This is a genomic window from Kitasatospora sp. NPDC032757, assembly GCF_055579305.1.
The window spans coordinates 237444-264174 of sequence record NZ_JBVINN010000001.1; the positions used below are offsets into that span (position 1 = coordinate 237444).

Consider the following 26731-nt stretch of genomic DNA (forward strand, 5'->3'; position numbering starts at 1 on the left):
GCACCCTCAGGCGTTGAGGGAGACCAGCGTGACGATGGTGATGTCGGACGGGGCTCCGACCCGGACCGGCGGACCCCAGGCGCCGGCGCCGCGGGTCACGTAGAGCTGGGTGTCGCCGTACCGCTCCAGCCCGGCGACGGTGGGGTTGGCCAGTTCGGCGAGGTAGTTGCCGGGCCAGAGCTGGCCGCCGTGGGTGTGGCCGGAGAGCTGCAGGTCGACGCCGTGCCGCACGGCGTCGTGGATGGTGACCGGCTGGTGCGAGAGCAGCACGGAGGTGCGGGAGCGGTCGCGGTCGCCGAGCGCCTTGGCGAAGTCCGGGCCGTCGCCCTCGGAGCGCCCGGCGAGGTCGTTCACCCCGGCCAGGTCGAAGCCGGGCAGCTCGACGCGCGCGTTCTGCAGCGGGTGGACGCCCAGCCCGCGGACGAAGTCCACCCAGGGCGCCGCGCCGGAGAAGTACTCGTGGTTGCCGGTGACGAAGTAGGCGCCGTCGCGCGCCCGCAGCTGTGCCAAGGGCTCGGCGGCACGGCCGAGTTCGGGCACCGTGCCGTCCACCAGGTCGCCCACGATCGCGATCAGGTCGGGCTGCGAGCCGTTGATCGTGTCGACGATCCGCTGCGTGTGGCCGCGGCCGAGGATCGGGCCGAGGTGGATGTCGCTGACCACGGCGATCCGGTAGCCGTGCGCGCGGGCGGGCAGCTTGGCCAGCGGCACGGTGACCTGCTTCAGCCGCGGCCCGCGCAGCACCCCGTACGCGCCGTTGCCGACGATGGCCGCCGCCGCGCCGGAGGCGCCGATCGCGACCGTCCGGGCGACGAAGAGCCGGCGCTCGGGCGAGGGGGCGGTCTGCGGCGCCTCGCCGGACCGGCGCTCTCCGGCGGGAGCCGGCGACGATCGACGCGGGAGCCGGAGCAGCAGCGGCCGGACGGCCTCACCGACCGCGAACGCCATCAGCAGGTAGAGCAGCACGGCGAGCCAGAGGTACCCCGGCCAGGCCAGCAGGCGCTCGACGGACATCGGCAGCTTCCGCCCGCCGACCAGCGCGCCCACCGCGAGCAGCGGCAGGACGACGGCGAGCACCGTCCCGGTACGGCGCCACCAGCCACCGGACGCGGAGACGTCGCGCACCAGGCGCCGCCAGAGGTACCAGTGCGCGAGGGCCAGGACGGCCAGGACGGCGAGCAGGCCGAGCACCACGAGGACGATCATCACGCGGCCAGTATTCACGGCCCGCCGACGGGCTTCCGCAGCGGGCCCGCGGAGACTTTCCGGAGGCCCTCCGCAGGCCCGAACTGCCTGACGCTGGCTCAGATTTGAGCTTTCCGCGACATCTGTTCACCCGCCCTGACCTGGCCTTTTGTGTCCGCTGAGCGAACAATTTCCGGGGCCTTGTTCCGATACTCGTAGGTAGAAGTTAGGTTGCACCGCAATGCGCGGGTCCGTCCCCCACCCTCCGGTGCACGAGCCGAGGGTCAGCCGCGCTGGAAAGGCAACAGGACACCCTCACATGAGTGCGGAAACCACCACCTCGGCCGAGAAGCCGTCGGTCGACGCCGGCACCCGGCCAGACCACGGCCACGGCACACCCGGCCTCGGCGCCGACGGGCACCTGAAGCCCGGGCTCAAGAACCGCCACCTGTCGATGATCGCGATCGGCGGCGTGATCGGCGCCGGCCTCTTCGTCGGCTCCGGCGCGGGCATCGCGTCCACCGGTCCCGGCATCCTGCTCTCCTACACGCTGGCCGGTGTGCTGGTCGTGCTGGTGATGCGGATGCTCGGCGAGATGGCCGCGGCGGACCCGCAGAGCGGCTCGTTCTCCGCGTACGCGGACCGGGCGCTCGGCCGCTGGGCCGGGTTCACCATCGGCTGGCTGTACTGGTTCTTCTGGGTCGTGGTGCTGGCCGTCGAGGCCACCGCCGGAGCGAAGATCCTCAACAACTGGGTTCCCGGCGTACCGCAGTGGGGGTGGGCGCTGATCGTGATGGCGGTGCTGACCGCCACCAACCTCTTCTCGGTCGCCTCCTACGGTGAGTTCGAGTTCTGGTTCGCCGGGATCAAGGTGGTGGCGATCGCCGCCTTCCTGGTGATCGGCGTCCTGGCCGCGTTCGGGCTGCTGCCCGGCACCCACGCGGTCGGCACGGAGAACCTGACCGGCCACGGCGGCTTCCTGCCGCACGGTGTGGGAGCGGTCTTCACCGGCATGCTGACAGTCGTCTTCGCCTTCATGGGCAGCGAGATCGTCACCCTGGCCGCCGGCGAGTCGGAGGACCCGGAGAAGGCGGTCAGCAAGGCCACCAACAGCGTGATCTGGCGGATCGGCGTCTTCTACCTGGGCTCGATCCTGCTCGTGGTCACCCTGCTGCCGTGGGACTCCGACGCCGTCAAGGGCAGCCCGTACGTGGCCGTGCTGGAGCACGTCGGCATCCCGGGCGCCGGCCAGGTGATGGACGTGATCGTGCTGACGGCCGTGCTCTCCTGCCTCAACTCGGGCATGTACACCGCCTCCCGGATGGCGTTCTCGCTCGGCCAGCGCGGTGACGCGCCCAAGGCCTTCGCCACCGTGACCCGGCGCGGCGTGCCGCTGGTCGCCATCCTCTCCTCGGTGGTCTTCGGCTTCGTCGCCGTCTTCTTCAACTACACCTCCCCCGACACCGTCTTCTCCTTCCTGCTCAACTCCTCCGGCGCGGTCGCGCTCTTCGTCTGGCTGGTGATCTGCTTCTCCCAGCTGAAGATGCGCAAGATCATCGAGAACGAGATGCCGGAGCGCCTGACCGTGCGGATGTGGCTGTACCCCTACCTCACCTGGGCCGCCATCGGCATGATCGGGTTCGTGATGGCGTACATGTTCACCGACGCCGACGGGCGCAAGCAGATGTACCTGTCGCTGGTCGCCGCAGCCATCGTGCTGACGGCATCGGCCGTGGTGGGCCGCCGGCGGCGGGCCGCGGCGGTGGCACCGGTTTCCTGATCCGGACCGCGCCGCCCGCGCACACCGGGCCCGGGAGTCGTTGTGACGGCTCCCGGGCCCGGTGCCGTCTCCCCCTCGGACTCCGCTTCGGCACCGGACCATGACGAGGCGGATATGACCTGCCGGCGGCCGGCCCCTACGCTTTTCCCCTATGCGAGATCTTGTGGCGGGGACGAAGTACCTGGCCGAGGGCCAGAAGTGGGTGGGGCGGCACGGCCGCTGGTGGGCGTTCGGGATGATCCCCGCACTGCTCACCCTGATCGGGTACGCGGTGGCGCTGGGGTTCCTCGGCGGCTGGTCGGAGGACCTCGCCGCCTGGGCCACCCCCTTCGCCGACGACTGGGGCTCGCCCTGGCAGGGCCTGCTGCGCGGCGCGCTCGCGCTGATCGTCTTCGGCGGCGGGCTGCTGATCTCGCTGATCACCTTCACCGCCGTCACGCTCCTGGTCGGCCAGCCGTTCTACGAGTCGCTCTGCGAGAAGGTGGACGAGAGCGAGGGCGGCGCACCCACCCCGCCGGACGTGCCGCTCTGGCGCGAGCTGGTGGTCTCCGCGCGCGACAGCCTGTACGTGCTGGTGCGGGTGGCCGGGTTCGGCATCCTGCTGTTCGCCTGCGGGTTCATCCCGGTGGTCGGGCAGACGCTGGTGCCGGTCGCCGGCTTCCTGGTCTCCGGCTTCTTCATCGCGGTCGAGCTGACCGCGGTCGCCCTCCAGCGGCGCGGGGTGCCGCAGCGCGAGCGGATCCGGCTGCTGCGCGCCCGCCTCGGACTGGCGCTCGGCTTCGGCGTGCCGCTGATCCTGGCCTTCCTGGTCCCGTTCGTCACCGTTCTGGCCATGCCGGGCGCCGTCGCCGGGGCCACGCTGCTGGCCCGGGACCTGGTGCCGGTCGAGGAGGCCGGGAGCGAGGAGGAAGGGGAGCAGGAAGAGGTGGACGGCCCCGCCGACGGGCCCGCCCCGGGCTTCCCCTCCTACCCGGCGTACACGGAGCAGCGGCCGGTGCCCGGCAACCCGTACGCGAACGCTCCGGTGGCGGCCGAGCACAACCCGTACCGGAGCCACTGATCCGGTGACCGGCCGGTCACCCTGCGCCCATCCGCGGGCGGCCCGGGTGTGAAGCCGCCCACAGCGCCTCTCGCGCCTACTACCGTCGATAGTGGCCGGCCGCACGCGGAGGCGGCCCGGAGGCCCGGATGCGGGCCGGTCGGACCGGCCCGCGGCCGGCCGGGAACCGGCGGGAGGCCCGAAGAACGCAGGCGGCGGGCCCGTTCGGGCCGATCGTTCGCCGACGGTGCAAGCGATTCACCCCCTGCTTGAACAAATCGGACAAATTATCCCAGAAGCGCCCGGCTCCGGCCGGGCGCTTCGCCGTTTCCCACGCGTCGGCCACTACTGCGCGTAGTACCCGGCGCCTTTGCCGCCCGCGCCGCGCTCTGCCAAGAATGGCCCGTCGCCAGGCAGCGCGGACGGCCCCACGGCCGCCGCGCACCCCGCCCGCCCCGCCTTCACCGCCGGGGTGCCATGGCCGTCCCGGACGGCATTGCGGGCCCCCGCTCACCCGAGCCCCGCCCCGCGTGCCGGATGCCACCGCGCCCCCGACACGGCCCCCGACGGAAAAGGATCGCCCGCTCCATGCAGCTCAGCCATGCCCGCCGCAACTCGCTGATCACCGGTATCACCACCCTCGTGGTGGCGAGCGCGGCCACCGCCGCCCTCGCCATCCCGCAGAGCGGCGGCAACGTCGCCGAGGCCGCCGCCCCGGTGGCCGGTGTCTCCGGGGTCTCCGTGGACGGGCAGCCGGCTGCCGAGCAGGCGCCGGCCCCCCAGGCCGACGCCGCCGCGGCCGCCCAGGCGCAGGCCGCCGCCCAGGCGCAGGCCGAGGCGGACGCCGCCGCTGCCGCGCAGGCCCAGGCCCAGGCCCAGGCCCAGGCCGCCGCCCAGGCACAGGCCGAGGCCGACGCGAAGGCCCAGGCGGACGCCAAGGCCAAGGCCGACGCCCAGGCCGCCGCCTCCCGCTCGCAGCAGCGCCCGGCCCTCAACGCCAAGCCGAGCTACTCCGGCAGCCCGCGCGACATCGCCGCCCAGATCGTCCCGGCCGGCCAGCTGCAGTGCTTCAGCAACATCGTCTCCCACGAGAGCAGCTGGAACCCGCTCGCCGTCAACGCCTCCTCCGGCGCGTACGGCCTGGTCCAGGCCCTTCCCGGCTCGAAGATGGCCTCCGCCGGCTCCGACTGGCGCACCAACCCGGCCACCCAGATCAAGTGGGGCCTGGACTACATGAACTCCCGCTACGGCAGCCCCTGTGGCGCCTGGTCGTTCTGGCAGTCGCACCACTGGTACTAGGCCGGTACCAGGCCGACCCCGGCATGTGCTGAAGACCCCGCGCGGAGCTCCGCGCGGGGTCTCCGGCTTTCCCGCCCGCCGGGCCGCGTCCCCGCCTGCGGGCCCCTTCCCACGCACCGGGCCTTTCCGGCTACCGGGCCCTTCCCATGCACCGGGCCTCTCCGGCCACCGGGCGCTTCCGCCTACCGGCCCGCGCGGGGCGGTGCGGGCCGCACACGCAGGGCGTGGCGCATGGCCGGGAGGTAGCTGCGGGCGATTTCATCAGCCGGGAGCGAAGCCACCGGTTCGAGGCGCAGCACGTACCGGGCCATGATCAGGCCGCCCAGGTGGGAGGCGAACTCGCAGGCGCGCCGGCGGGCGTCCGCACCGCCGATCCGGGCCGCGATCCGGTCGATCATCTCGCGTTGGACCACCTCGCTGACCAGCACCCCGGCGGCCGGGTCCTGGGCGGCGCCGCCCAGCATGGCGCGCAGCGGGGCGGCGTTCTCCGGGTCGTCCCAGACGTGCAGCAGCCGGGTCAGCACCCGCTCCGGCAGGGTCTCCACCTCGCCTTCCAGGACGAGGGCGAGGCTCTCGGCGGGGTTGGTGGCCAGTGCGAGCGCGGCGCCGAACAGGCCCTTCTTGGAGCCGAAGAAGTAGCTGATCAGTGCGAGGTCGACGCCGGCCTCGGCGGCCACCGAGCGCAGCGTGACGGCCTCGTAGCCCTCGGCGAGGAACCGCCGGCGCGCGACGTCGAGGATCTGGGCGCGGGTGTCGGGGCTGCCCGTCCGCCGGCCTCGGCGCGGCGACTTATTCATCACGGTTGAAATCCTAGCGGCGGCGCGCCCACTCTGGCCGCATCGAGCCGGCCCCGCCCCGCACCCGGGGGGCCGGCGCCCGTTCGCCACGGAGAGAAGGACACCCGCCATGACCGTCACCGATCCCGGGACAAGCCTTGGGGCCGCCGCCCGACCCCCGGACGCCGCCCCCGGCGGACCGGCCGTCCGTCACGGGCTGGTCCTGCTCGTCACCTGCCTCGCGCTGGCCACGGTGGTCGCCGCGATGGCCTCGCTCAACGTGGCACTGCCCGACATCGCCCGGGAGACGCACGGCAGCCAGACCCAGCTCTCCTGGATCATCGACGCCTACAGCCTGGTGTTCGCCGCGCTGCTGCTGCCCGCGGGGGCGCTCGGCGACCGGTTCGGCCGCCGCCGCGCGCTGCTCGTCGGCCTGGCCCTGTTCGGCGCCGGCTCCGGGCTGGCCGCGCTGACCACCGAACCCACCGTGCTCATCGCGCTGCGCGGCCTGCTCGGCGTGGGCGCGGCCCTGGTCATGCCGGCCACCCTCTCCACCATCACCGGCACCTTCCCGCGTGCCCAGCGGGCCCGGGCCGTCAGCGTCTGGGCGGCCGTGGCTGGGGCCAGTGCGGTGGTCGGCCTGCTCGCCTCGGGGACGCTGCTGGAGCTCTGGTCCTGGCGCTCGGTGTTCCTGCTGAACGTGCTGCTCGCGCTGGTGGCGCTGGCCGGGACGCTGCTCTTCGTGCCCGAGTCGGCCGACCCGAAGGCCCCACGACTGGACGCCATCGGCGCCCTGCTGGTCATGGCCGGCCTCGGTGCGCTGGTCTACTCCGTCATCGAGGCGCCGACCCACGGCTGGGGCGCGCCGGTGACCCTCGGCGGCATCGCGGCCGGGCTGGCCGTCCTGGCCGGCTTCGTCGCCTGGGAGCTGCGGCGCCGCCACCCCCTGCTGGACCCGCGGCTGTTCCGCAACCGCCGGTTCGCGGCCGGCTCGCTGTCGATCACGTGCCAGTTCTTCGCCTTCTTCGGCTACATCTTCGTGATCATGCAGTACCTCCAGCTGGTGCGCGGCGACACCGCCCTGGTGGCGGCGGTCGGCATGCTGCCGATGGCCGTGACGATGGTGCCGCTGTCCCGCCTCTCCCCACGGCTGACCGCCCGCTTCGGCGACCGCGGCCCCTGGGTGACCGGGCTGGTGCTGATCGCCGCCGCGATGGCCGCGATCGGCGGGCTGGGCGCCGACAGCCCGTACGGGCTGCTCGCGGCCGCCCTCCTGCTGCTCGGAGCCGGTTCGGGGCTGGCGATGACACCCGCGACCACCGCCATCACGGACGCGCTGCCCCACTCGCTGCAGAACGTCGGCTCGGCGATGAACGACCTCTCCCGCGAACTGGGCGGCGCCCTCGGCATCGCCGTCCTCGGCAGCGTCCTCGGCGCCGGCTACCGGAGCAACCTCGACGTCACCGGTCTGCCGCCGCAGCTGGCCGACGCGGCCCGCTCCTCGCTGGCCGCCGCCGCCCGCATCGGCGGCCCGGTGGCCGGGCACGCCCGGGCGGCGTTCGTCGACGGCATGCACGTCACCCTGCTCACCGGGGCGGGCGTGGCGGCGCTGGCCGCCGTCGCGGTGGCGCTCCTGCTCCGGCGGCCGGACCGGCCGGCGGCTGGGCAGACGGGCGCGCCGGCGGCTCGGCCGACGGACGACGACCGCTGAGACGCCGGCCGGTCCGGCCGCGGCGGCCCACCGCGGCCGGTCCGCCGTGGCCGGCCCGCCGAACACCCGCGGCCACCGCCGCCCGGGTGCCCGGCCCCCCGCGGAACGCCGGGTGCGGTGCTGACGTGGACGCGCCCGGCACGACGGGTGAAGATATGGCGCACGCTCGTACGATTTGACGGGTATTGCTCAGAATTACGGGGCGTCAGGCCTTTGCCACCTCCCGCGTCCGCTCCTACGCTCCGGCCTCATGCCCTCACCTCTGATCAGCGTCGTACTCCCCGCCTACGACCAGCAGAAACAGCTCCCGGAGTGCCTGGACTCGCTGCTCGCCCAGTCCTTCCGCGACTTCGAGGTCATCGTGGTCGCGGACCGGTCCCCCGACTCCCCGGCCGGGCTCGTCGACACGTTCGCGGCCCGGCACCCGCAGATCACGGCGCTCCACCTGGACGCCTCCGTCGGCGTCGGCGTCAGTCGCAACGCGGGCGCGGCCCGGGCGCGCGGCGAGTACCTGCTCTTCCTCGACGCCGACCACCTGCTGCCCCGGGACGCCCTGCAGTCCCTGGCCGACCGGCTGGAGCAGACCGGGCCGGTGGACGTGCTGCTGTTCGGACACACCCGGCGGCACGGCGGGCGGGACTGGCCGGGCGGCGCGGAGGCGCTGCTGGCCGAGGCCGGGCCGGAGGTGTCCGGGCCGCTGGACCGCCCCGAGCTGGTCGGCGCGCCCGCGCTGGCCTGGGACCGGCTGCTGCGCCGCGAGCACTGGCAGGGCCGGGAGCTCACCTTCCCGGACGGCCGGTACGAGGAGATCCCGCCGGTCCACGCGGCGATGCTGACCGCCCGGCGGATCGCCGTCCTGCCGCGCGCCTGCGCCCAGCTGCGCCGCCGCGAGACCGTCCACCCGACCGGCTCGCCCGGGAGCAGCCGGTTCGACATCTTCGAGCAGTACGAGCGGAGCTTCGCGCTGCTGGACGAGCTGGTGGCGCAGCGTCCCGAGCTGGACGCCGTCCGGGACGCGCTGTTCATCCGGATGGTCCGGCACTACCTCTTCGTCTTCGACCTCGCCGGGTGCGTGTCGCGCGCCGAGCGTCCGCAGTTCTTCCACCGCGCCGCCGAGCACCACCGCCGGTTCCTCCCGGCCGGGCACCGCCGGCCCGGAGGCCGCGAGGGCGTGAAGTTCTCCCTCCTGGCGGGCGGCGCCTACCCGGCGTTCGAGATGGCCAAGCTCTCCCACATCGCCAAGGGCACCCTCACCGGCTCGGCGCGGCGCAAGGCCTCCTGACGGCGGTCACACGTGGGCCGTGCCGCCGCCCTCGGCCATCGCGGCGGCGATCCGCCGGGCGGTCGCGGCCCACGCCTCGGCGGACGGCGCCGGCAGGAGGTCCATCCAGAGCGGGAGGGTGGAGCCGCGCAGCTGCATCATGCCCTCGGGCCGGGCGATCAGCCACAGGTGCAGGTGCGCGGCGCCGTCACCCCACCTGTTGACGTGCACCCGGGCGATGCCGCCGAGCGAGAGCAGGGCCGCCTCGACCCTCCCCCAGCCTTCGGCTGGGAGGTGCCCCCATCCGCATCGGGCCCAGCTCGGCGGCGCGCCCGGGCGGCAGGTCGAACAGGTCGTGGTGGGCGCGCGGCTGGAGGAGGACGACGGCGGGCAGTCCGGAGGGGGCCTCGGCGGTGCTCAGCCGCCAGCGCTCGTCCGTCCAGAGGAAGTCCGCGTCCGGGCGGGCGCACTGCTTGCAGCTCTCCGGCCCGTCCTCGCCCTGGCGGGCGGTTCGGGAAGCTCGGACGCGTCCAGCACCTTGGTCCGCAGCTCGCCCTCGTACGGGAAGATGTCCCAGGACGGGGCGCCGTCGACCGGGAAGGGCGGCCGCTCACCGATCGGCAGGCCGGCGAGGTAGGGGCTGGTTCCGGCGGTGGCGCCGGCCTCGTTCTCGGAGATCATGACACCCGACCCTGCCAGATGACACCCCGTCGGAGGTACTCCGGGGTGGCCCGTACCGCGGGCGGGGGCCCGGCTGCGATGATCGGCGGCGGTACGCCAGCCCGCCCCACCCCGGGAGGTCCACCGTGAGCCGACCGTCCGCCACCCCCGGCGCCGACCTCGCCCGGGAGTTGGCCGCCACGCTGCGCGGCGAGGTCCGCTTCGGCGCCGCCGAGCGCACCGTCTACAGCCACGACGCCTCCAACTACCGCCACCTGCCGCTCGGCGTGGTCAAGCCGGCCGACCTGGACGACGTGCGCACCGCGCTCGCGCTCTGCCTCCAGTACGGGGTGCCGGTGGTGCCGCGCGGGGCCGGGACCAGCATCGGCGGGCAGGCGATCGGCCCGGGCGCCGTCGTCCTGGACTTCCGGCGTCACCTGGGCGCGGTGCTCGGGGTGGACCCGGAACGCCGCACCGCCCGGGTCGAGCCCGGCGCCGTCCTGGACGACCTCCAGCGGGCCGCCCGCCCGCACGGGCTGCGGTTCGGGCCCGACCCGTCCACGCACAGCCGGTGCACGCTCGGCGGAATGATCGGCAACGACTCCTGCGGCGCGCACTCGGTGGCCTGGGGACGGACGGCCGACAACGTGGAGTCGCTGGACCTGCTGCTCGCCGACGGCACCGAGCTGACCGTCGGCGGCCCGCTCGGGCCCGACGCGCGCGCCGCACTGCTGGAGCTGCCCGGCCGGGCCGGCCGGCTCCACCGCGAACTCCGGGAGTTCACCGACCGCAATCTCGCCCTGATCCGCCAGGGCATGCCGGACCTGCCCCGCCGTACCTCCGGCTACCCGCTGGACGCGCTGCTGCCCGAGCGGGGGTACGACCTCGCCCGGGCGCTCACCGGCACCGAGGGCACCTGCGCGCTGCTGCTCGGCGCGACCGTCCGGCTGGTCGAGGACCCGCCGGTCCGCGTCCTCGTGGTGGCCGGCTACCCCGACGAGACCGCCGCCGCCGACGCCGTCCCCGCGCTGCTGCCCCTGCGTCCGCTGACCGTCGAGGGGATGGCCGCCGACCTGATCGCCGCACTGCTCGCCGCCGGGCCGCGCCCGCCGGCCCTGGACCGGCTGCCCGAGGGCGCCTGCTGGCTCTTCCTGGAGGCCGGCGGCGCCACCGCGGCCGAGGCGCTCGACGCCGCGCGCCGACTCGCCGACGCGGTACGGCGCGAGCGGTCCGCCACCGTCACCGTGGTCACCGACCACGGGGAGCAGCGCCAGCTCTGGGGGGTGCGCGAGGCCGGCGCCGGGATCGTCACCCGGCTGCCCGGGGGCGGCGAGGCCTGGCCCGGCTGGGAGGACTCGGCCGTCCCGCCGGAGCGCCTCGGCGACTACCTGCGCGACCTGCGGGCCCTGCTGCGCCGGCACAGCCTGCGCGGAGTGCCGTACGGGCACTTCGGCGAGGGCTGCGTCCACCTGCGGATCGACTTCCCGCTCACCGAACCCCAAGGGGTACTGGTGTTCCGGGAGTTCATGGAGCAGGCCGCCGATCTCGCGGTCTCGTACGGGGGTTCGCTCTCCGGCGAGCACGGCGACGGGCAGGCCCGGGGCGAGCTGCTGGCGCGCATGTACCGGCCCGAAATCATCGCCCTGTTCGGCGAGTTCAAGCGTGTCTGGGATCCCGGGAACCTGCTCAACCCGGGCGCCCTGGTCGACCCTCGCCCGCTCGACTCCGACCTGCGATTCGCCGGGCCGGTCCGCGAACTGCCGCTCGCCCTCCCGTACGAGCAGGACGACGGCAGCCTCGCCAAGGCGGTGCGCCGCTGCGTCGGCGTGGCCAAGTGCGTGGACCCCGATACCGGGGTGATGTGCCCGAGTTACATGGCCACCGGCGAGGAACGGCACTCCACCCGGGGCCGCGCCCGGCTGCTCGCCGAGATGCTGCGCGGCGGCGTGGGGGCCTCCGGGGGAGCGATCACGGACGGCTGGCGCTCGCCCGAGGTCCGGGAGGCGCTGGACCTCTGCCTCGGCTGCAAGGGCTGCGCGAGCGACTGCCCGGTCCACGTCGACATGGCCACCTACCGGACCGAGTTCCTGTACCAGCACTACCGCCACCGGCCACGGCCGCTCCCCCACTACTCGATGGGCTGGCTGCCGCTCTGGCTGCGGGCGGTCGCCCTCGCCCCCGGCGCCGCCAACCTGGCCGCCCGCTCCCCGGCGGCCGGGCTGCTGAAGCGGCTCGGCGGGGTGGACCGGCGCCGGGTCGTCCCGGTCTTCCCACCCGAGACCTTCACCCGCTGGTACCGCCGCCACCGCGCCGCCCACCCGGCCCCGGCCGGCGCCCGGCCCGTCCTGCTCTGGCCGGACACCTTCTCCGACCACCTCCAGCCGAACGTGCTGCGCGCCGCCGTCGAGGTGCTGGAACACCTCGGCTTCGACGTCCGCCTGCCGTCCGGCCCGGTCTGCTGCGGCCTGACCTGGTACTCCACCGGCCAACTCGGCACCGCCCGGCGGGTGATGCGCCGCAGCCTGCGGGCGCTGGCCGCCACCGGACTGCCCGAGGACACCCCGGTGGTCGGCATGGACCCGAGCTGCACCGCCACCCTGCGCGAGGACGTGCCCCGCCTGCTCGGCCCCGACGGCAGCCCGATCGCCCGGCGGACCCGCACCTTCGCCGAGTTCGTCGACCAGTACGCGCCGGACGCCCCGCTCCCCCGGGCCCCCGTCGACGCGATCACCCAGACCCACTGCCACCAGCACGCCGTCCTCGGCACCGCCGCCGACCGCCGGGTCGAGGCCCGGATGGGCCTGCGGAACCGGGTACTGGACTCCGGCTGCTGCGGCCTGGCCGGCAACTTCGGCTTCGAGCGGGGCCACTTCGAGGTGTCGGAGGCGATCGCCGAGCGCGTCCTGCTCCCGGAGGTCCGGGCCGCCGCACCGTCCACCGTGATCCTCGCCGACGGCTTCAGCTGCCGCACCCAGATCTCCCAGCTCGCCGAGGGGCGGCAGTCGCTGCACCTGGCGGAGCTGATGCAGCGGGCGCTGCACGAGGACGGGTGACGATCCGGCGCCCCACCCGCACCGGCCGGCCGTGCCGGACGCCACCGACGACGAGGGCGGGTAGCCCCGAAGCGCCCGGTCCCGGGCACCGGCGCACCGGGCGGTGCCCGCCCGCGCCACGGCGGCGGGGCTGCGGCTCGCGGCCTCCGCGAGCCGACCGCGAGCCGGTACGCGCCCCTACCGCTTGACCGCCACGCCCCCGTACATCGCGATGTCCCGGTCGCGCACCGGGGCGTCGTCCGCGTCGGGCCGCCAGTGGTGGACCAGCGTCACGCCCGGGTCGAGCAGCTCGTACCCGTCGAAGAAGGCGAGTGTCTCCTCCCTGTCGCGGATCTGCAGCGGGATGCCCCGCGCGTTGTACTCACGGCCGACGCCTCCGACCCCCACCGGGTCGGTGTCACCGGTGAAGACGGTCAGGGCGAGGAAGCTGCCCGGGGCCAGCTCGTCCATGAACCGGCGCACGATGCCCTGCGGGTCGTCCTCGTCGAGGACGAAGTGGACGATCGCGATCAGCGAGAGCGCCACCGGCTGCGACAGGTCCAGCACCTCGCGCAGCTCCGGTGCGCCGAGGATGGCGTCGGGGTCGCGCAGGTCGGCGTCGACGTAGCACGTCCGGCCCTCCTCGGTGCTCGACATCAGGGCCCGGGCGTGGGTCAGCACGATCGGGTCGTTGTCGACGTAGGCGACCCGGGTCTCCGGTGCGATGCCCTGCGCGACCTCGTGCACATTGGGGGAGGTCGGGATGCCCGTCCCGATGTCCAGGAACTGGCGGACCCCGTGCTCCTCCACCAGGTTGCGGACCACCCGTTGCATGAAGGTCCGGGTGGTGCGCATCGAGACCGGCAGTGCGGGCCAGGCGTTCACCGAGGCGTGGGCCGCCGTCCGGTCCGGCTCGAAGTTGGTCTTGCCGCCGATGAGGTAGTCGTAGACCCGGGCCGAGTGCGGCACGTCCATCCGCAGATCCACCGCCGGCCAGCGTTCCTCGCGCGGATTCCGTGACACCCAGCCCATGTTCGACATCGCTCGCCCCTCCCGATCACCCGCCGCCCCGGCACCGGCCGCCCCCGGTGGCAGGCCGTGGTGCGCCGTCGTGCGCCGTGGTGCACCACTGTGCGCCTTCGTGCGCATGGTAACGGTGACTCCCGAACAGGGGCCGTCAGTTCCGGGATCGGGGCATCGCTGCACGGCCGCGCCCCTGCGACGCCCGCACCGGGGGCGCGCCCACACCGGGCGAACCACTGACACCGCCCTCCCCGGCGCGCCACAATGACGGCATGACGCTGACCACCGCCGAGGCGGACAGGATCCTCGCCGACAACTTCGCCCCCTGGGTGCAGGCGCTCGGCCTCTCGGTGACCGAGACCGGCCCGCGGCACGCCGTGCTGCGGCTGCCGTGGTCCGACCGACTGGCGCGCGAGGGCGGCGGATTGTCCGGTCAGGCGCTGATGGCCGCCGCCGACACCGCGAGCGTCGTCGCGGTCTCCGCGGCGCTGGGCGGCTTCGGGCCGATGACCACCGTCCAGCAGTCGACCAGCTTCCAGCGGGCCGTCACCGGCCGCGACGTCCTGGTGCATGCGCAGGTCACCAAGCTGGGGCGGCGGATCGCCTTCCTCGACATCACGCTGACCGCCGAGGGCGAGGACGAGCCCGCCGCCCACGCCACCACCGTGTACGCGCTGGCCGGTTGAGCCCTCCCGCCGGGCACGCGCCCCGCGGTTGCCGGCCCGCCGCTACCGGCCCGGCACCGCTACGCGCCCTGCGGCTGCTGCACCTCCGTCGACCTCGGGTTCTCCTCCGCGCAGACCGCCGAGACGAACTCCGCCAGCCGCGCCTGCGGCAGCCCCCGGGCGATGTCGGCCTCGCTGATCATCCCGACGAGCTCGTGCTCCGGGTGGTTGATCACCGGCAGCCGGCGCACCCGGTACTGCTCCATCACCCGCAGCACCTGCTCGGCGTCCTCGTCCGCCTCCACCGTCATCGGCCGTCCCTGGGCCAGTTCGCCCGCGGTGACCTCCGCCGGGTCGCGGCCCTCGGCGACGCACTTCAGCACGATGTCCCGGTCGGTGACGATGCCCAGCAGCTTCTGCCGCTCGCCGCAGATGGGCAGCGCCCCGACGTCGCGTTCCTTCATGATCCGCGCTGCGGTGGCGAGCGTCTCGTGCTCACGGATGCACTCCGCGCCCGGGTGCATGATGTCGCTGGCTCTGGTCATGATCGGCCTCCTGACGTGCCTGTCACTGCCGCTGCCGCTCACTCCATCGTGGTCCGGCCCCGCGGGTGCCGCCACCGGGCCCGCCGTGGCCCGCCAAGACGTTCCGACGGTTCGCGCCGGAGAGCGACCCGTCGGGCGGGACCTAGACCGACGCCTCCGGGCGCCCCCCGTTCTGCGGAGGGTCGGCCGGCGGCTCCAGCGGCGAGTGCTCCAGCAGCTCCTCCAGCGGCGGCAGTTCGAGCTGCTCCACCGGCGGAAGCCGCGGCCCGTCCGCGACCGGACCGGCCGCCGCCTCCTCCTCCCCGCCCCCATCCCCCTTCGCGGCCGACTGCCGCTGCACCTCGGCGGCGCTGTCCAGGAACCGCAGCAGCTCGACCGGGAACGGCAGCACCAGCGTCGAGTTCTTCTCCGCCGCCACCTCCACCACGGTCTGCAGCAGCCGCAGTTGGAGCGCCGCCGGGGTCGCGCTCATCACCGCCGCCGCCTCCGACAGCCGCGCCGACGCCTGGTACTCGCCGTCCGCCGTGATGATCCGCGCGCGGCGCTCCCGCTCGGCCTCCGCCTGCCGGGACATCGAGCGCTTCATCGACTCCGGCAGGGCGACGTCCTTGATCTCCACCCGGTCGATCTCGATGCCCCAGCCGAGCGCGGGGCTGTCGATCATCAACTCCAGGCCCTGGTTGATCGGCTCGCGGTTGGCCAGCAGGTCGTCCAGCTCGCTCTTGCCGATGATCGACCGCAGCGAGGTCTGTGCGACCTGCGAGATCGCGAAGTTGTAGTCCTGCACGTTGACGGTCGCCCTCACCGGGTCCTCCACCCGGAAGTAGACGACCGCGTCCACCCGCACGGTCACGTTGTCGCGGGTGATGCCCTCCTGCGCGGGGATCGGCATCGTCACGATCTGCACGTTCACCTTGCGCAGCCGGTCGGCCAGGGGCATCAGCATCACCAGCCCCGGATCCCGCACCTGGTCGCGCACCTTGCCGAAGCGGAACACCACGCCGCGCTGGAACTGCTGGACCACCCGGAGGCTCAGCCCGGCCACCACGGCCGCCAGCAGGATCACAGCGACAATGACTCCCACGACCACATCGACGCCCATCACGGCCTCCTCGCGCGCACCGGCGAGTCCCGGCGTCGCCGGCCCGGCCCAGCCGGTGGCCGCCGGAGCAGCTGATTCCACGCTACGCCTGCGCGGGCCCCGCCGGAACGCGCGGACTCCGCAGCCGTGGCGGCCCAAGCCCTAGGATCGGGCCCATGCCCCAGCCCGCCGACGAAGGCCCGGCCGCCGATCCCGGCGACCCGCGCCACCCCGCCGCGGCCGCCGCCCGGGCCGAGGGGCTGGCCGCGCTCGACCGGGTGGTCACCGGCTGCCGCGCCTGCCCGCGCCTGGTCCGGTGGCGCGAGGAGACCGCCCGCACCAAGCGCCGCGCCTACCTCGACTGGGACTACTGGGCCCGCCCGATCCCCGGCTTCGGCCCGCCCGACGCCCCGCTCGTCCTGGTCGGCCTCGCCCCCGCCGCCCACGGCGCCAACCGCACCGGCCGGATCTTCACCGGCGACCCCTCCGGCGACCTCCTCTACGCCGCCCTGCACCGGCTCGGCCTGGCCAACCGCCCCGAGTCCGTCCGGTACGGCGACGGACTGCGCCTGCACGGCGTCCGGATCACCGACCCGGTCCGCTGCGCGCCGCCGGACAACAAGCCGACCACCGGCGAACGCGACACCTGCCGCCCGTGGATCGTCCGCGAGCTGGAGCTCCTGCGGCCCACCGTCCGGACGGTGGTCGCGCTCGGCGGCTTCGCCTGGCAGGCGCTGCTGCCCGCCGTCGAGGCCGCCGGCTGGCAGCTCCCCCGCCCGCGGCCCGCCTTCGGCCACGGCGCCCACGTCACCCTGCCGGCCCGCGACGGCGGCCCGCCGCTGGAGCTGTACGGGTGCTACCACGTCAGCCCGCGCAACACGAACACCGGCCGGCTGACCACCCCGATGCTGCGCGACCTGCTCCGCACCGCCGCCCGCTCGGCGGGGCTCGCCCCGCGCGAGGAGGAGTGACGGGCTCAGCCGAACCGCGCCGGCGTCCGCTTCTCCGCGCGGGCCCAGACCACCGGAAGCTCCCGCCGCGCCGCCTCGGCGGCCGCCAGCTCCTGCGCGTACAGCACGCCGTACCCGAACGCCTCGCCGGAATCCTCCGCCTGCTCCCGCAGGGCCGCCGCCGCGACCACCGCGTCCTGGTGCTCGCCGAGCACGTCCTGCACCGCCTTCATCCGCTCGACGTACCCCTCCGCCGCCCGGCCGCCCACCGGCACCGCCGTCTCCCCCGCGTACCGGGCCCGCTTCGCCGCCTTCCGGGCGTCGTGGAGCGCCTCGTCCCGGACCTGCGCGGTGCCGTCGTCCTCGGCGGCCAGCGCCCGCCGCACCCGCTCCGCCGTCCGCCGCTGCTCCCGCGCGGCGACCCTGGCCAGCTCCCGCCCGGCGGCCCGCTCCGCCCGTCCGCGCAGCGGCGGTTCGGCCAGCAGCGCGGCCAGGGCGTCCGCCAGGGCGCGCCGCCGCGGACTGTCCAGCGCCGCCACCACCTCGGGCCGGACCCGCCGGTACTCGGCCCGCCCCCGCCGCTCCACCTCGGCCGCCACCCGCTCCGGGCCGCACGCCGCCGGCAGCTCCCGTGCCCGCGCCACCAGCCGCTCGCGCAGGACCTCCCGGTCCCGGGCCCGCCCGAGCGCCGCTCCCAGCCAGCGCAGCTCGGCCACCAGCACGTCGGTCGCCCCGGCGGCGAACAGCCTCCGGTACGTCCGCAGCGCGCTGCGCAGCCGCCGGCAGGCCACCCGCATCCGGTGCACCGCGTCCGGCTCGTCCGCCCGCACGGCATCGTCCAGTCCGGCCAGCACGGCGGCCTGCGCCCCGATCCGGTCGAGCAGTACCGCACCGACCGTGGGACCGTCTGCGCCCACGCGCACTCACCCCCTCGTCGGGGCCTCCGGGACGCCTTCCAGGCTAGGTCCTCCGCCGGGCCCCGGCAGCTCCCCGAACCCGTCCCGCCGGTGAACCCCGCGCCCCCGGCCCGCGAACGGACGGCCGCCGCGGGGCAATGCCCGCGGCCGCTGCCCGCCGGCCCCCGACGCACCCTCGTGCGGGATGTAAGCGCCGTGGCATACTCCGGGGCGTGACGACTTCCACTCCAGCGACGAGGGCCCTGCGGGCCGCGGTGTTCACCGCGCTCGCCGTGCCGCTGTCCGCGCTGGGCCAGGTCGTCATCACCGGTCGCCCGCTGCCGCTGACCCTGGTGGCCGCCGCGACCGTCGTCGTCTTCCTGGTGGCGGGCGTGCTGGCCGGCGGGGAGCGGCGGCTGCTGCACATCTCGGCCGTGCTGGTCCCGGTCGAGTTGCTGCTCAACACGACCTTCAACCTGGGACAGGCCGGCTGTGGGCCGGTGCTCGGGGCGGACCACGTCCCCGCGCGCGGCGTGAACCTGCTGGTGTGCGGCGGCGGCTCGGTGGACGGGTCGCTGTTCTCCGGGCAGTTCGGGCATGCCGGGCCGGTCGCGCCGGCGGTGACCCAGCTGCTGGTCCTGCTGGTCCACCTGCTGGTGGCGCTGGCCGCGGCCGCCTGGCTGCGGCTGGGCGACGCCGCCCTGTCCGGTCTGGCCCGGGCGCTGCGGGCACTGCGCCAGTCGGTGGCGGCCCCGCTGCGGGCGCTGCTCCTGCTGCTGGCGCCGGTGCCGGTCCGCCCGGTGCTGCGGGTACCGCTGCCCGCCTCGGACCGCCCGCGGCCGCGCCGCGAGGCCGTGGTGCTCAGCCCGGCGCCCCGGCGCGGTCCGCCGCTTCTCGCGCCTGCCTGCTGACGCCCGGCGTCCGTCACCCCGCTGCCCGGCAGCGGCCGACGCCGCCCGCGCAGGCAGTGCGCACAACTCCCGCGTTCACCGACCGAGCCCCCTCGTCCCCGCGCACGTGCCGGCGCCCAGCGCCGCCGCCGCGACGAGGCGGGCACCCCCGCGCGCGCCCGCGCGCCGCGTACAGGAGTTGACCCACCATGGCCCAGCCCACCGACAAGCCCACCCGTAAGCAGTCCGAGAAGATCAGCGCCCGCCAGCGGATCCAGGAGGCGCAGCGCGTGGAGCAGCTGGCCGCCAAGCGCCGGCAGCGGATCGTGGTCGCCGTCTCGATCGTCGCCGTGCTCGCCCTGGCGGGCGGGACGGTGCTGGCGATCACCGCGGCGGGCGGCGACAAGTCGTCCGCCTCCGACACCGCGGCGGCGGCCGAGCCGACCGCGCTGGTCGTCCCGGCCAACGCCGGCGGCCCGGACGGCACGGTGATCACCTACGGCAAGGCGGACGCCGCGCACACCCTGCAGGTCTTCGAGGACTTCCGCTGCCCGGTCTGCAAGAACTTCGAGGCGACCAACGGCGACACCGTCAGGAAGCTGGCGGACGACGGCACGGTCAAGGTGGAGTACCACCTGGCCGCGTTCCTGGACAAGAACCTCGGCGGCAAGGGCTCGCGCACCGCGCTGGCCGCCGTCGGGGCCGCGCTGAACGAGGGCGTGGACAAGTTCAAGCAGTTCCACGACGTGCTGTACGCCAACCAGCCGGACGAGCGCGAGGACGGCTTCGGCAACGTCAACCACCTGCTGGACCTGGCCGACAAGGTGCCGGGCCTGAAGACGGACGCCTTCGTCAAGGCGGTCACCGACCGCACCTACGCGCCGTGGGCGGCGAAGGTCGCGGACGCGTTCAACGACAGCGGGGTGACGGGCACGCCGACGGTGAAGATGGACGGCAAGCCGATCACCCTGTTCAGCGGGAACCGCGCGGTGACGCCGGAGCAGTTCACCACGCAGGTGAAGCAGGCCGCGGGCATGCAGTGAGCACCACCGGCCCGGCCGACACCCCGGCCGGGCCGGCCCTTCTCACCCACCGGAGTGCTCTGCCATGACCGCCCCGACCGCCGTGAACCCCGTGAACCCCTCCCGCCCCGCCGCCACCGAAGCCGCCCCGCCGGGCGGCGCCGCGGTCGGCGCGGGCCGGGTGTACTCCCTGTTCGTCCTCCTCGGTGCGCTGATCGGGCTGGCCGCCTCGGCCGTCCTGACCTTCGACAAGCTCCGCATCCTGGAAGACCCGTCGTACATCCCCAGTTGCAACCTCAATCCGGTGATCAGCTGCGGTTCGGTGATGCGCACCGAGCAGGCCGGGGTGTTCGGTTTCCCGAACCCGCTGATCGGCCTGGCCGCGTTCGGCGCGCTGGCGGCGGTCGGCGCCGGGCTGCTGGCCGGCGCCGCGTACCGGCGCTGGTTCTGGCTGGGCGTGCAGGCGGGCACCGTGCTCGGCGTCGTCTTCGTGCACTGGCTCATCGACCAGGCGCTGTACGAGATCGGCGCGCTCTGCCCGTACTGCGTGGTGGTCTGGGTGACGGTGGTGGCGCTGTTCTGGTACACGACGCTGCACAACCTGCGGACCGGCGTGATCCCGGTCGGGCCGCGGCTCCAGGTGGTCGTGCGCGAGGCCGCCCGCTACCACTGGGCGGTGCCGGTGCTGTGGACGGCGGTGATCGCGCTGCTGATCCTCAACCGGTTCTGGTACTACTGGTCCACCCTGATCTGACCGTTGGTCACCCCGCCGCCGGGCACCGCCGTGTCCGGCGGCCGGCGGCTCAGCCGAAGACGGCGCGGCGGAAGGCGTTGCGCAGGTCGGTGAGCGGCTGGAACTCGCGGTCGTAGTGGACCTTGTTGGTGAGCAGCAGCGCCCAGCGGCCGAGCCGGCGGGAGACCCAGACCCCGGTGCCGGTGAATCCGTAGTGGACGAAGGTGCCCTCGGCCGGGTCGGTGCCGGCGGCGCAGAGCCAGGAGAGGCCGCGGGCGGGGGCCAGCCCGCCGGTCTGTTCGCGCAGCGATTCGGCGATCCAGGCGCCGCCCCAGGGCAGTGCGCCCGGCGGGTCGAGCAGCGCGGTGAGGAACCGTTCGAGGTCACGGGCGCTGGAGAAGACGCCGGCGTTGCCGGAGACACCGCCGAGCAGCCGGGCCGACGGGTCGTGGACGACGCCTCGCAGCACGGCGCCGGCCACCTCCTCGTGCTCGGTGGGCGCGGTGCGGGCGGTCTCGGCGGGGCCGAGCGGGCCGTACCGGGTGTCGGTCATTCCGAGCGGCCGCCAGACCTGCCGCTCGGCGAGGGCGTCGAGCGGGGTGCCGGCCAGTGACTCGACGAGGTGGCCGAGGAGGACGGCGGCCCGGTCGGTGTACTCGACGGCGGTGCCGGGCGGGCGGTGCAGCGGGGCGGAGAGCACGCCGGCCAGGATCGTCGCCCGGTCGCGCCCGTAGAGCTCGGCGAACCGGGTGCGCAGCGGCATCCCCGCGGTGTGGGTGAGCAGTTGGCGGGCCGTCACGACACCGGTCGGGCGGCCGGCGGCGGCCGGCCAGTAGTCGCCGAGGGGCCGGTCGAGCGGGAGCCGGCCGGCCTGCCAGAGGGCCCCGGCGCAGGGCCAGAGTGCGACGATCTTGGTGATGCTGGCCAGGTCGAAGACGGTGTCGGGCCCCATCGCCAGGCGCCCGTACGGGCCTTGGCCGAGGGCGCCGGTGCTGCCGCCGCCACGCCGGCCGGCGGCGTCGCCGACGGCCCAGACCGCGCCGGAGCCGACCGCGCGCAGCCCGTCCGCGACCAGCCGCTCCAACTCCCCGCCGGGGGCGGCCAGAACGGGGAGCGGGGCCGGGGCCGGCAGCGGGACGGGAGGCGTGCTCGCCCGCGTCGGCTCGTCCATGCCCTGCTCCCGCCCCCGCGGCCGCCCGCCGGCCGGTCCGCCGGGAGCCTACCCAGCGGGCGCCCGGTCAGACGGCGGGCGCGCCGCCGAACTCCTTGCCGAGGCAGATGCTCTGCGGGTGGTCACGGTAGATGCCGAACTTCCGGATCGGCTCGTACCCCTCGGAGGTGTAGAGCGCGACCGCCTCGGGCTGCTCGGTGCCCGTCTCCAGGACGATCCTGGTCCGCCCGGCCTCGGCGGCGGTCCGCTCCAGGCGGCCCAGCACCGCCCGGGCGAGGCCCCGGCCGCGCGCGGCCGGGACGACGAACATCCGCTTCAGTTCGGCGTCGCCGTCCCGCACGCCGTGCGGGTCGGCCGTCTTGGCCCGCCAGCCGCCGCAGGCGACCGGCTCGCCGGCGAGGTAGGCGATCAGGAAGAGCCCGGCCGGCGGCTCGAAGTCGTCCGGGTGCAGCACGGTGAGGTCTCCGTCACCGTAGCGGCGGACGTACTCCTCCTGCACCTCGGCCGAGAGGCGCTGGGCGTCCGGGTGGCCGTAGCCGGTGACGCGGATCTCGATGCTGTCGCCCTTGCTGTCCTGCAGGACGGCCGTCTCCGTGATGCTCTCCATGGTTGAAAAGCCTACGACCTGCGGTCAGCGGCCCTCGAACCGGGCGACCAGCTCGTCCTTGCCGAACATCCGGGCGGTGTCGACGGCGGACGGGGTGCCGGCCCCGGGGTCGGCACCGCCGTCCAGCAGCACGGCGAGCACGTCCTCGGCGCCCTTGAAGACGGCGCCGGCCAGCGGGGTCTGGCCGCGGTCGTTGGCCCGGTTCGGGTCGGCGCCGCGCTCCAGCAGGGCGGCCACGCTGGCCGCGTGCCCGTGGTAGGCGGCGAGCATCAGCAGGGTGTCGCCGCGGTCGTTGGTGAGGTCGGCGGGCGCGCCGGCGTCGACGTACGCGGCGAGGGTGGCGGAGTCCCCGGCCCGGGCGGCGTCGAAGAGCTTCCCGGCGAGCGCGATCACCTCGGCGTCGGGGGCGTCGGCGGGCTGGCTGGCGGCGTCGGTCATGGCGGGCCTCTCTGGCTGTGTGGGCGGGACGCCCCGCCCACAGGGCGTCCTGCGGCCGGGCGTCCTACGGGTCTGATCCTGCGGGGGTGGTCGTGCAGGTCGCAGGTCTGGTCCTGCGGGGTGGTCGCGCCTGTCGCACCGTAACGGCCGGACGGGGCGTGATCCAGCCGGTGTCCGGATTCCGGATCACCGGCCGGTGCGGCGTTCCCGGCACGACACACGGGCGGGAAGGTTGCGCAGCCGTTCGGGCGAACTTCCGGCTGCCCCCGGACGCTTCCCGCCCGCACACCGGGAATGCCTCGCCGCGCCGGGAGGAAGCAGCGGACGGCCCCACCGAGGGCGGTTCGCATACCTCCGCCCGGCACCCCGCCCGGTATTGCCCGGGAGAACCACCCATTTGCGCCGTTCCATCATCTATTACTTTTTGTCACGATTAGGGCACATTCCGTGACACTGTCCCTGTCCCCCTCCCCGAGGAGCAGACCGTGATCCTCTCGATTTCCGGCATCGTCCTGTTCGGCACCATCGCCTTTCTCTTCTTCCGCAGGGACGGACTAAAGCCCTCCCACGCGATCGTCTGCGCCCTCCTCGGCTTCTACATCGCCGGATCCTCGATCGCCCCCAGCATCACCGCGGGCGGCGCGAGCCTGGCGAGCCTGCTCGGCGGCCTCAAGTTCTAGGGCTCGTCCGACGATTCGCGCCGCCTCAGCGCGGCGGGAACCGTCGGACGCCCCCAGCCACCGGCACGCCGTCCGACGGCCGGCCCCGGGCCCGGGCGCGGATCCCACCGCCCCGGGCCCCGGCGTACCGCCCGCCGGACCGAACCTCCTCAACCCGACCGTCCCACTCGCCCGGGGAGCCAAGGAATGCCGCTCAACCGCCACCTCAGCAAGGGCCGCGACATGGCCCGCACGGCCGGCGACCACGCCTCCGACATGTTCGCGCCGCTCACCGTCATCGGGCGCGGCCTGCGCCACCACGTCGGCTGGGCCAAGGGCCGCTGGCTGACCACCCCGAAGGAGCGGCGCGGGCCGACGGTCTTCCTGGTCGCCGCGATGCTGCTCGGCATCTACCTGCTGCCGCACGGACTGCTCTTCGCCCTGGTGGCCCTGATGGCCAGCGCCGCCTGGGTGGGCCGGGCCCCCAAGGCACCGTCCGCCCCGCCCGAGCCGGACGTCGCCGACACCAAGCTCTCCGCCCTCTACGCGGCGCTCACCCCGTACCTGGCCGCACCGGAGGACCTCAACCCGCTCTACCACCACGAGCGCGGCTACAAGGACGCCTTCCGCGCCTGGGAGTTCGACGGTGAGGGCCGGCTCTCCCGGCTGGAGCTGGACTATCCGGCGTACTTCACCGACACCGAGCCGGCCGCGCGGGCCCGGATCGAGCAGGTCGTCCAGGGCAAGGCGGGCCGGGCCCGGGAGTACCGCTTCGACTGGGACGAGGAGTCCAACAAGCTGCGGATCGCCGCGCTGCCCCCGCTGTCCGCCGACATCGCGGCCCAGCGCTTCGTCGCCGCGCCCGGCGAGATCGTGCTGGGCTTCACCGACGAGGACGGCAGCGCCCGCACCATCCCGGTCGGCCAGGGCGGGGCGATCACCCAGCAGCCGCCCGTGGTCTGGCGCACCGGCCCGCGCTCCGCGGAGCCGCACCTGCTGGCGCTCGGCGTGGCCGGCTACGGGACATCCAGTCTGATCCGCTCGATCGCACTCCAGGCGCTCCCCTTCGGCGACCTCGTGGTGATCGACGGCGCCGGCACCGGCGAGCACGCCTGCCTGGTCAACCGGCCCGGCGTGCACACGGTGGAGACCAGCCTGCACGGCGCGCTGGCCGCGCTGGAGTGGGCCACCCAGGAGACCGAGCGCCGGCTGGCCGCGCTGAACGCCTCCCGGCACGCCGGGTCGGCGCCGCCGGAGGACGTCACCCGGCCGCTCTGGCTGCTGCTCGACCACCCGACCGAGCTGAGCGAGCTGGCCCACGCCGAGGGCCGCCCGGACCCGCAGGACCTGCTGGAGCTGCCGCTGCGGCACGGCCGGGCCGCCCGGGTCACGGTGGTGATCGCCGACGACGTGGAGGCGCGTCACCGGATCACCCCGACCGTCCGGGCCACCACCCGGGCCCGGGTGCTGCTCGGCCCGGCCGGCCCCGAGGAGGGCTTCGCCGCGCTCGGCGCGCCGCTGGACATCGTGCCCGCCGCGCACGCCCCCGCCGGGCGCGGCTACGCCCGGATCGGCAACAGCGCGCCCGTCCGGCTCCAGGTGCCGGCCACCGTCGACCCCCTGGACGAGGAGGCGCCCGCCCAGCTGCGCGAGGCGGTGATCGCCCTGCTACCGCACCGGGACACCCGGACGGAGGCGGCCGCCCCGGTGGACGTACCGCCCCGCCCCGCCGGTCCGCCCCCGATGCCGCCGGCCGACGCCGGGGCCCGGCCGGGCGTCGATCTGGGCAAGGAGCACACCCCCCTCCGCTTCCGTCCGCACGCCTGATCGGGCGGCCGTACGCGGGGGCGGCGCCCCGCCCGGCAGGTCGTCCCGGTACGCTCGTCCCGGAAAGGCCGACCGATCACCAGATGTGAAATAGGTGACACCTAGGGTGATATCACCGGCCAGATGTGACAAATCGGGCGCCGGTGGGTACAAACAGGGGCGGCACGACAGACGACGCATGTCCCGGGACGGGAATCTTCGTCGGAAGCCGAGCGTTGACCGAACGACGAAGAACAGCGACCACTAGTCCTGTGGGCCATAAGCCCGGGAGGCACGATTCATGAGCGAGCGAGCTCTCCGCGGCACGCGACTCGGGGCCACTAGCTACGAGACCGACCGTGGTATTGATCTGGCTCCCCGCCAGACCGTCGAGTACGCATGTCAGAACGGACACCGATTCGAGGTTCCTTTCTCGGTCGAGGCGGAGATCCCGTCCGCCTGGGAATGCCGCTTCTGCGGCCAGGAAGCCGTACTTCTCGACGGTGACGAGCCGGAGGAGAAGAAGACCAAGCCCACGCGCACCCATTGGGACATGCTGATGGAGCGCCGGACGCGCGAGGAGCTGGAGGAGGTGCTGGCCGAGCGGCTGGCCGTGCTCCGCTCCGGAGGGATGAACCTCGCGGTACACCCGCGGGACACCCGTAAGAGCGCCTGACCCGGCCCCCGCCACCCGGCGGGAGCACGCGAAAAGGGACCCTGGCTTCCAGGGTCCCTTTCGCGTTGTCCGGCTTTCGCGTTGTCCGGGTGCGGGTCCCGGGTGCCGTACGGGTCCGTCGCGGGCCCGCTCTCGTGGGCCGGCCGCCGGTCGACGGACGGCCCACGAGCCGACGGCCGGCCCCGGAGGGGGTCAGCCCTTGATCGGCGGGCGGTAGGTGGTGTCGGGGCCCTGCGGACCGGCGCCGGGCTCGACCACCTCGCCCTGGATCACCTTGCCGTCCGGGCGGTGGATCCGCAGCTGCTCCTGCAGCCGCATCGCGTCCGCGAGCGGGTCCGCGCCCACCGCGGAGGTGCTGCGCAGCGCCTTGTCGGCGAAGCGGCGCCCGGCGGCCCGCCAGAGGGCCCGGGTGGGCGGGAACAGCAGCGTGAGCGCCAGGACGTCCGAGAGGAAGCCCGGCACGATCAGCAGCAGGCCGGCCAGCACGGTCAGGCTGGTGCCGGTCTGCGGCTGCTGCGACTTCGGGTCCCTGCTCTGGTCGATCGCCGCCGAGAACGCCTTCAGCCCGGCCCGCTTGATCAGCGAGCCGCCGATCAGCACTCCGGCGACGAGCAGCAGCACCACGGTCAGGCCGCCCAGCCACGAGCCCACCTGAACCAGCAGCCAGATCTCCAGCACCAGCCAGGCGGTGATCAGCAGCGGCACGATCCGCCTGAGCTTCCCGCGCGGGGCCGGACGGGCGGGGGCATCTTGCTGGGTCACGGTACGAATCCACTCCAGGCGGTGCTCTGCGCGCCGCACGGGAGATCCGGGCCGGCTACGGCAC

General features: G+C 74.7%; 26 protein-coding genes. 14 read left to right on the plus strand and 12 right to left on the minus strand.

Going from position 1 to position 26731, the window contains the following annotated elements; all coding sequences use genetic code 11:
• Window positions 1–6 precede the first annotated feature (6 nt).
• On the minus strand, window positions 7–1206 hold the full coding sequence (locus ACZ5WK_RS01005; protein WP_465544329.1) for a metallophosphoesterase: 1200 nt from the start codon (window positions 1204–1206) through the stop codon (window positions 7–9).
• A gap of 298 nt (window positions 1207–1504) precedes the next feature.
• Between ACZ5WK_RS01005 and ACZ5WK_RS01010 the strand changes: the two genes are divergently transcribed.
• The 3 genes from ACZ5WK_RS01010 (at window position 1505) to ACZ5WK_RS01020 (ending at window position 5303) form a co-directional block, all read left to right on the plus strand.
• The gene (locus tag ACZ5WK_RS01010) at window positions 1505–2965 is read left to right on the plus strand and encodes an amino acid permease (RefSeq protein WP_465543653.1); all 1461 of its coding nucleotides are present in this window, start codon (window positions 1505–1507) and stop codon (window positions 2963–2965) included.
• Between the two features lie 151 nt (window positions 2966–3116).
• On the plus strand, window positions 3117–4025 hold the full coding sequence (locus ACZ5WK_RS01015; RefSeq protein WP_465543655.1) for an EI24 domain-containing protein: 909 nt from the start codon (window positions 3117–3119) through the stop codon (window positions 4023–4025).
• Between the two features lie 567 nt (window positions 4026–4592).
• Complete coding sequence (locus tag ACZ5WK_RS01020; protein ID WP_465543657.1) at window positions 4593–5303, plus strand: aggregation-promoting factor C-terminal-like domain-containing protein; 711 nt, start codon at window positions 4593–4595, stop codon at window positions 5301–5303.
• Between the two features lie 182 nt (window positions 5304–5485).
• Here ACZ5WK_RS01020 and ACZ5WK_RS01025 read toward each other — a convergent pair whose 3' ends face one another.
• On the minus strand, window positions 5486–6100 hold the full coding sequence (locus tag ACZ5WK_RS01025; protein WP_396323967.1) for a TetR/AcrR family transcriptional regulator: 615 nt from the start codon (window positions 6098–6100) through the stop codon (window positions 5486–5488).
• Window positions 6101–6209: 109 nt separating this feature from the next.
• On the opposite strand from ACZ5WK_RS01025, the gene ACZ5WK_RS01030 reads away from it, so the two are divergent.
• Window positions 6210–7790, plus strand: a complete 1581-nt coding sequence (locus ACZ5WK_RS01030; RefSeq protein ID WP_465543659.1) for an MFS transporter — start codon at window positions 6210–6212, stop codon at window positions 7788–7790.
• A gap of 250 nt (window positions 7791–8040) precedes the next feature.
• Entirely contained in the window at window positions 8041–9072 is a 1032-nt protein-coding gene (locus ACZ5WK_RS01035) for a glycosyltransferase family 2 protein (protein ID WP_465543661.1), read from the plus strand.
• 6 nt (window positions 9073–9078) lie between these two features.
• Here the strand turns inward: ACZ5WK_RS01035 and ACZ5WK_RS01040 are convergent, their stop codons facing one another.
• Both ACZ5WK_RS01040 and ACZ5WK_RS01045 read right to left on the minus strand, forming a co-directional pair.
• Entirely contained in the window at window positions 9079–9282 is a 204-nt protein-coding gene (locus tag ACZ5WK_RS01040) for a hypothetical protein (protein ID WP_465543663.1), read from the minus strand.
• Window positions 9283–9468: 186 nt separating this feature from the next.
• Complete coding sequence (locus ACZ5WK_RS01045) at window positions 9469–9732, minus strand: hypothetical protein (protein WP_465543665.1); 264 nt, start codon at window positions 9730–9732, stop codon at window positions 9469–9471.
• A gap of 125 nt (window positions 9733–9857) precedes the next feature.
• On the opposite strand from ACZ5WK_RS01045, the gene ACZ5WK_RS01050 reads away from it, so the two are divergent.
• A complete protein-coding gene (locus ACZ5WK_RS01050) occupies window positions 9858–12764 on the plus strand; it encodes an FAD-binding and (Fe-S)-binding domain-containing protein (protein ID WP_465543667.1) in 2907 nt (968 codons plus the stop codon).
• A 177-nt stretch (window positions 12765–12941) separates the two neighbouring features.
• On the opposite strand, the gene ACZ5WK_RS01055 is transcribed toward ACZ5WK_RS01050, so the two are convergent.
• Window positions 12942–13775: an SAM-dependent methyltransferase gene (locus ACZ5WK_RS01055; RefSeq protein ID WP_465544332.1), complete on the minus strand. Its 834-nt coding sequence runs from the start codon at window positions 13773–13775 to the stop codon at window positions 12942–12944.
• Window positions 13776–14038: 263 nt separating this feature from the next.
• Here ACZ5WK_RS01055 and ACZ5WK_RS01060 point away from each other — a divergent pair, with 263 nt between their 5' ends.
• The gene (locus tag ACZ5WK_RS01060; protein ID WP_465543669.1) at window positions 14039–14452 is read left to right on the plus strand and encodes a PaaI family thioesterase; all 414 of its coding nucleotides are present in this window, start codon (window positions 14039–14041) and stop codon (window positions 14450–14452) included.
• A gap of 59 nt (window positions 14453–14511) precedes the next feature.
• On the opposite strand, the gene ACZ5WK_RS01065 is transcribed toward ACZ5WK_RS01060, so the two are convergent.
• Together ACZ5WK_RS01065 and ACZ5WK_RS01070 are read right to left on the minus strand one after the other, a co-directional pair.
• The gene (locus ACZ5WK_RS01065) at window positions 14512–14976 is read right to left on the minus strand and encodes a CBS domain-containing protein (RefSeq protein WP_465543671.1); all 465 of its coding nucleotides are present in this window, start codon (window positions 14974–14976) and stop codon (window positions 14512–14514) included.
• 142 nt (window positions 14977–15118) lie between these two features.
• On the minus strand, window positions 15119–16078 hold the full coding sequence (locus tag ACZ5WK_RS01070; RefSeq protein WP_465543673.1) for a slipin family protein: 960 nt from the start codon (window positions 16076–16078) through the stop codon (window positions 15119–15121).
• Window positions 16079–16233: 155 nt separating this feature from the next.
• Here ACZ5WK_RS01070 and ACZ5WK_RS01075 point away from each other — a divergent pair, with 155 nt between their 5' ends.
• Window positions 16234–17028 carry a uracil-DNA glycosylase gene (locus ACZ5WK_RS01075; RefSeq protein WP_465543675.1) on the plus strand — a complete coding sequence of 265 codons (795 nt, stop codon included), beginning with the start codon at window positions 16234–16236 and terminating at the stop codon, window positions 17026–17028.
• A 5-nt stretch (window positions 17029–17033) separates the two neighbouring features.
• Here the strand turns inward: ACZ5WK_RS01075 and ACZ5WK_RS01080 are convergent, their stop codons facing one another.
• A complete protein-coding gene (locus ACZ5WK_RS01080) occupies window positions 17034–17924 on the minus strand; it encodes a CHAD domain-containing protein (RefSeq protein WP_465543677.1) in 891 nt (296 codons plus the stop codon).
• 212 nt (window positions 17925–18136) lie between these two features.
• Between ACZ5WK_RS01080 and ACZ5WK_RS01085 the strand changes: the two genes are divergently transcribed.
• The 3 genes from ACZ5WK_RS01085 (at window position 18137) to ACZ5WK_RS01095 (ending at window position 20569) form a co-directional block, all read left to right on the plus strand.
• Complete coding sequence (locus tag ACZ5WK_RS01085) at window positions 18137–18814, plus strand: hypothetical protein (RefSeq protein WP_465543679.1); 678 nt, start codon at window positions 18137–18139, stop codon at window positions 18812–18814.
• 188 nt (window positions 18815–19002) lie between these two features.
• Entirely contained in the window at window positions 19003–19836 is an 834-nt protein-coding gene (locus tag ACZ5WK_RS01090) for a DsbA family protein (RefSeq protein WP_465543681.1), read from the plus strand.
• A 64-nt stretch (window positions 19837–19900) separates the two neighbouring features.
• Complete coding sequence (locus ACZ5WK_RS01095; RefSeq protein WP_465543683.1) at window positions 19901–20569, plus strand: vitamin K epoxide reductase family protein; 669 nt, start codon at window positions 19901–19903, stop codon at window positions 20567–20569.
• 49 nt (window positions 20570–20618) lie between these two features.
• On the opposite strand, the gene ACZ5WK_RS01100 is transcribed toward ACZ5WK_RS01095, so the two are convergent.
• The 3 genes from ACZ5WK_RS01100 to ACZ5WK_RS01110 form a co-directional block, all read right to left on the minus strand.
• Complete coding sequence (locus ACZ5WK_RS01100; RefSeq protein ID WP_465543685.1) at window positions 20619–21719, minus strand: serine hydrolase domain-containing protein; 1101 nt, start codon at window positions 21717–21719, stop codon at window positions 20619–20621.
• A 67-nt stretch (window positions 21720–21786) separates the two neighbouring features.
• Window positions 21787–22275: a GNAT family N-acetyltransferase gene (locus ACZ5WK_RS01105; protein WP_465544334.1), complete on the minus strand. Its 489-nt coding sequence runs from the start codon at window positions 22273–22275 to the stop codon at window positions 21787–21789.
• 75 nt (window positions 22276–22350) lie between these two features.
• Entirely contained in the window at window positions 22351–22764 is a 414-nt protein-coding gene (locus ACZ5WK_RS01110; protein WP_465543687.1) for an ankyrin repeat domain-containing protein, read from the minus strand.
• Between the two features lie 485 nt (window positions 22765–23249).
• Here ACZ5WK_RS01110 and ACZ5WK_RS01115 point away from each other — a divergent pair, with 485 nt between their 5' ends.
• From ACZ5WK_RS01115 to ACZ5WK_RS01125, 3 genes are all read left to right on the plus strand, one after another.
• Window positions 23250–23444 (plus strand): hypothetical protein, encoded by a 195-nt coding sequence (locus ACZ5WK_RS01115; RefSeq protein WP_396323929.1) that lies wholly within the window; start codon window positions 23250–23252, stop codon window positions 23442–23444.
• Between the two features lie 186 nt (window positions 23445–23630).
• Window positions 23631–25250: a hypothetical protein gene (locus ACZ5WK_RS01120; protein ID WP_465543689.1), complete on the plus strand. Its 1620-nt coding sequence runs from the start codon at window positions 23631–23633 to the stop codon at window positions 25248–25250.
• Window positions 25251–25530: 280 nt separating this feature from the next.
• Window positions 25531–25905 carry an RNA polymerase-binding protein RbpA gene (locus ACZ5WK_RS01125; protein WP_030396357.1) on the plus strand — a complete coding sequence of 125 codons (375 nt, stop codon included), beginning with the start codon at window positions 25531–25533 and terminating at the stop codon, window positions 25903–25905.
• A gap of 192 nt (window positions 25906–26097) precedes the next feature.
• Here ACZ5WK_RS01125 and fxsA read toward each other — a convergent pair whose 3' ends face one another.
• On the minus strand, window positions 26098–26667 hold the full coding sequence (fxsA, locus tag ACZ5WK_RS01130) for an FxsA family membrane protein (protein WP_465543692.1): 570 nt from the start codon (window positions 26665–26667) through the stop codon (window positions 26098–26100).
• Window positions 26668–26731: the final 64 nt, after the last annotated feature.

Excerpts from the sequence above, each read along its gene's own strand:
- ACZ5WK_RS01005 (WP_465544329.1), bottom strand. The coding sequence starts at position 1,206 with ATGATCGTCCTCGTGGTGCTCGGCCTGCTCGCCGTCCTGGCCGTCCTG.
- ACZ5WK_RS01010 (WP_465543653.1), top strand. The coding sequence starts at position 1,505 with ATGAGTGCGGAAACCACCACCTCGGCCGAGAAGCCGTCGGTCGACGCC.
- ACZ5WK_RS01015 (WP_465543655.1), top strand. The coding sequence starts at position 3,117 with ATGCGAGATCTTGTGGCGGGGACGAAGTACCTGGCCGAGGGCCAGAAG.
- ACZ5WK_RS01020 (WP_465543657.1), top strand. The coding sequence starts at position 4,593 with ATGCAGCTCAGCCATGCCCGCCGCAACTCGCTGATCACCGGTATCACC.
- ACZ5WK_RS01025 (WP_396323967.1), bottom strand. The coding sequence starts at position 6,100 with ATGAATAAGTCGCCGCGCCGAGGCCGGCGGACGGGCAGCCCCGACACC.
- ACZ5WK_RS01030 (WP_465543659.1), top strand. The coding sequence starts at position 6,210 with ATGACCGTCACCGATCCCGGGACAAGCCTTGGGGCCGCCGCCCGACCC.
- ACZ5WK_RS01035 (WP_465543661.1), top strand. The coding sequence starts at position 8,041 with ATGCCCTCACCTCTGATCAGCGTCGTACTCCCCGCCTACGACCAGCAG.
- ACZ5WK_RS01045 (WP_465543665.1), bottom strand. The coding sequence starts at position 9,732 with ATGATCTCCGAGAACGAGGCCGGCGCCACCGCCGGAACCAGCCCCTAC.
- ACZ5WK_RS01055 (WP_465544332.1), bottom strand. The coding sequence starts at position 13,775 with ATGGGCTGGGTGTCACGGAATCCGCGCGAGGAACGCTGGCCGGCGGTG.
- ACZ5WK_RS01060 (WP_465543669.1), top strand. The coding sequence starts at position 14,039 with ATGACGCTGACCACCGCCGAGGCGGACAGGATCCTCGCCGACAACTTC.
- ACZ5WK_RS01065 (WP_465543671.1), bottom strand. The coding sequence starts at position 14,976 with ATGACCAGAGCCAGCGACATCATGCACCCGGGCGCGGAGTGCATCCGT.
- ACZ5WK_RS01070 (WP_465543673.1), bottom strand. The coding sequence starts at position 16,078 with ATGGGCGTCGATGTGGTCGTGGGAGTCATTGTCGCTGTGATCCTGCTG.
- ACZ5WK_RS01075 (WP_465543675.1), top strand. The coding sequence starts at position 16,234 with ATGCCCCAGCCCGCCGACGAAGGCCCGGCCGCCGATCCCGGCGACCCG.
- ACZ5WK_RS01090 (WP_465543681.1), top strand. The coding sequence starts at position 19,003 with ATGGCCCAGCCCACCGACAAGCCCACCCGTAAGCAGTCCGAGAAGATC.
- ACZ5WK_RS01095 (WP_465543683.1), top strand. The coding sequence starts at position 19,901 with ATGACCGCCCCGACCGCCGTGAACCCCGTGAACCCCTCCCGCCCCGCC.
- ACZ5WK_RS01100 (WP_465543685.1), bottom strand. The coding sequence starts at position 21,719 with ATGGACGAGCCGACGCGGGCGAGCACGCCTCCCGTCCCGCTGCCGGCC.
- ACZ5WK_RS01110 (WP_465543687.1), bottom strand. The coding sequence starts at position 22,764 with ATGACCGACGCCGCCAGCCAGCCCGCCGACGCCCCCGACGCCGAGGTG.
- ACZ5WK_RS01120 (WP_465543689.1), top strand. The coding sequence starts at position 23,631 with ATGCCGCTCAACCGCCACCTCAGCAAGGGCCGCGACATGGCCCGCACG.
- ACZ5WK_RS01125 (WP_030396357.1), top strand. The coding sequence starts at position 25,531 with ATGAGCGAGCGAGCTCTCCGCGGCACGCGACTCGGGGCCACTAGCTAC.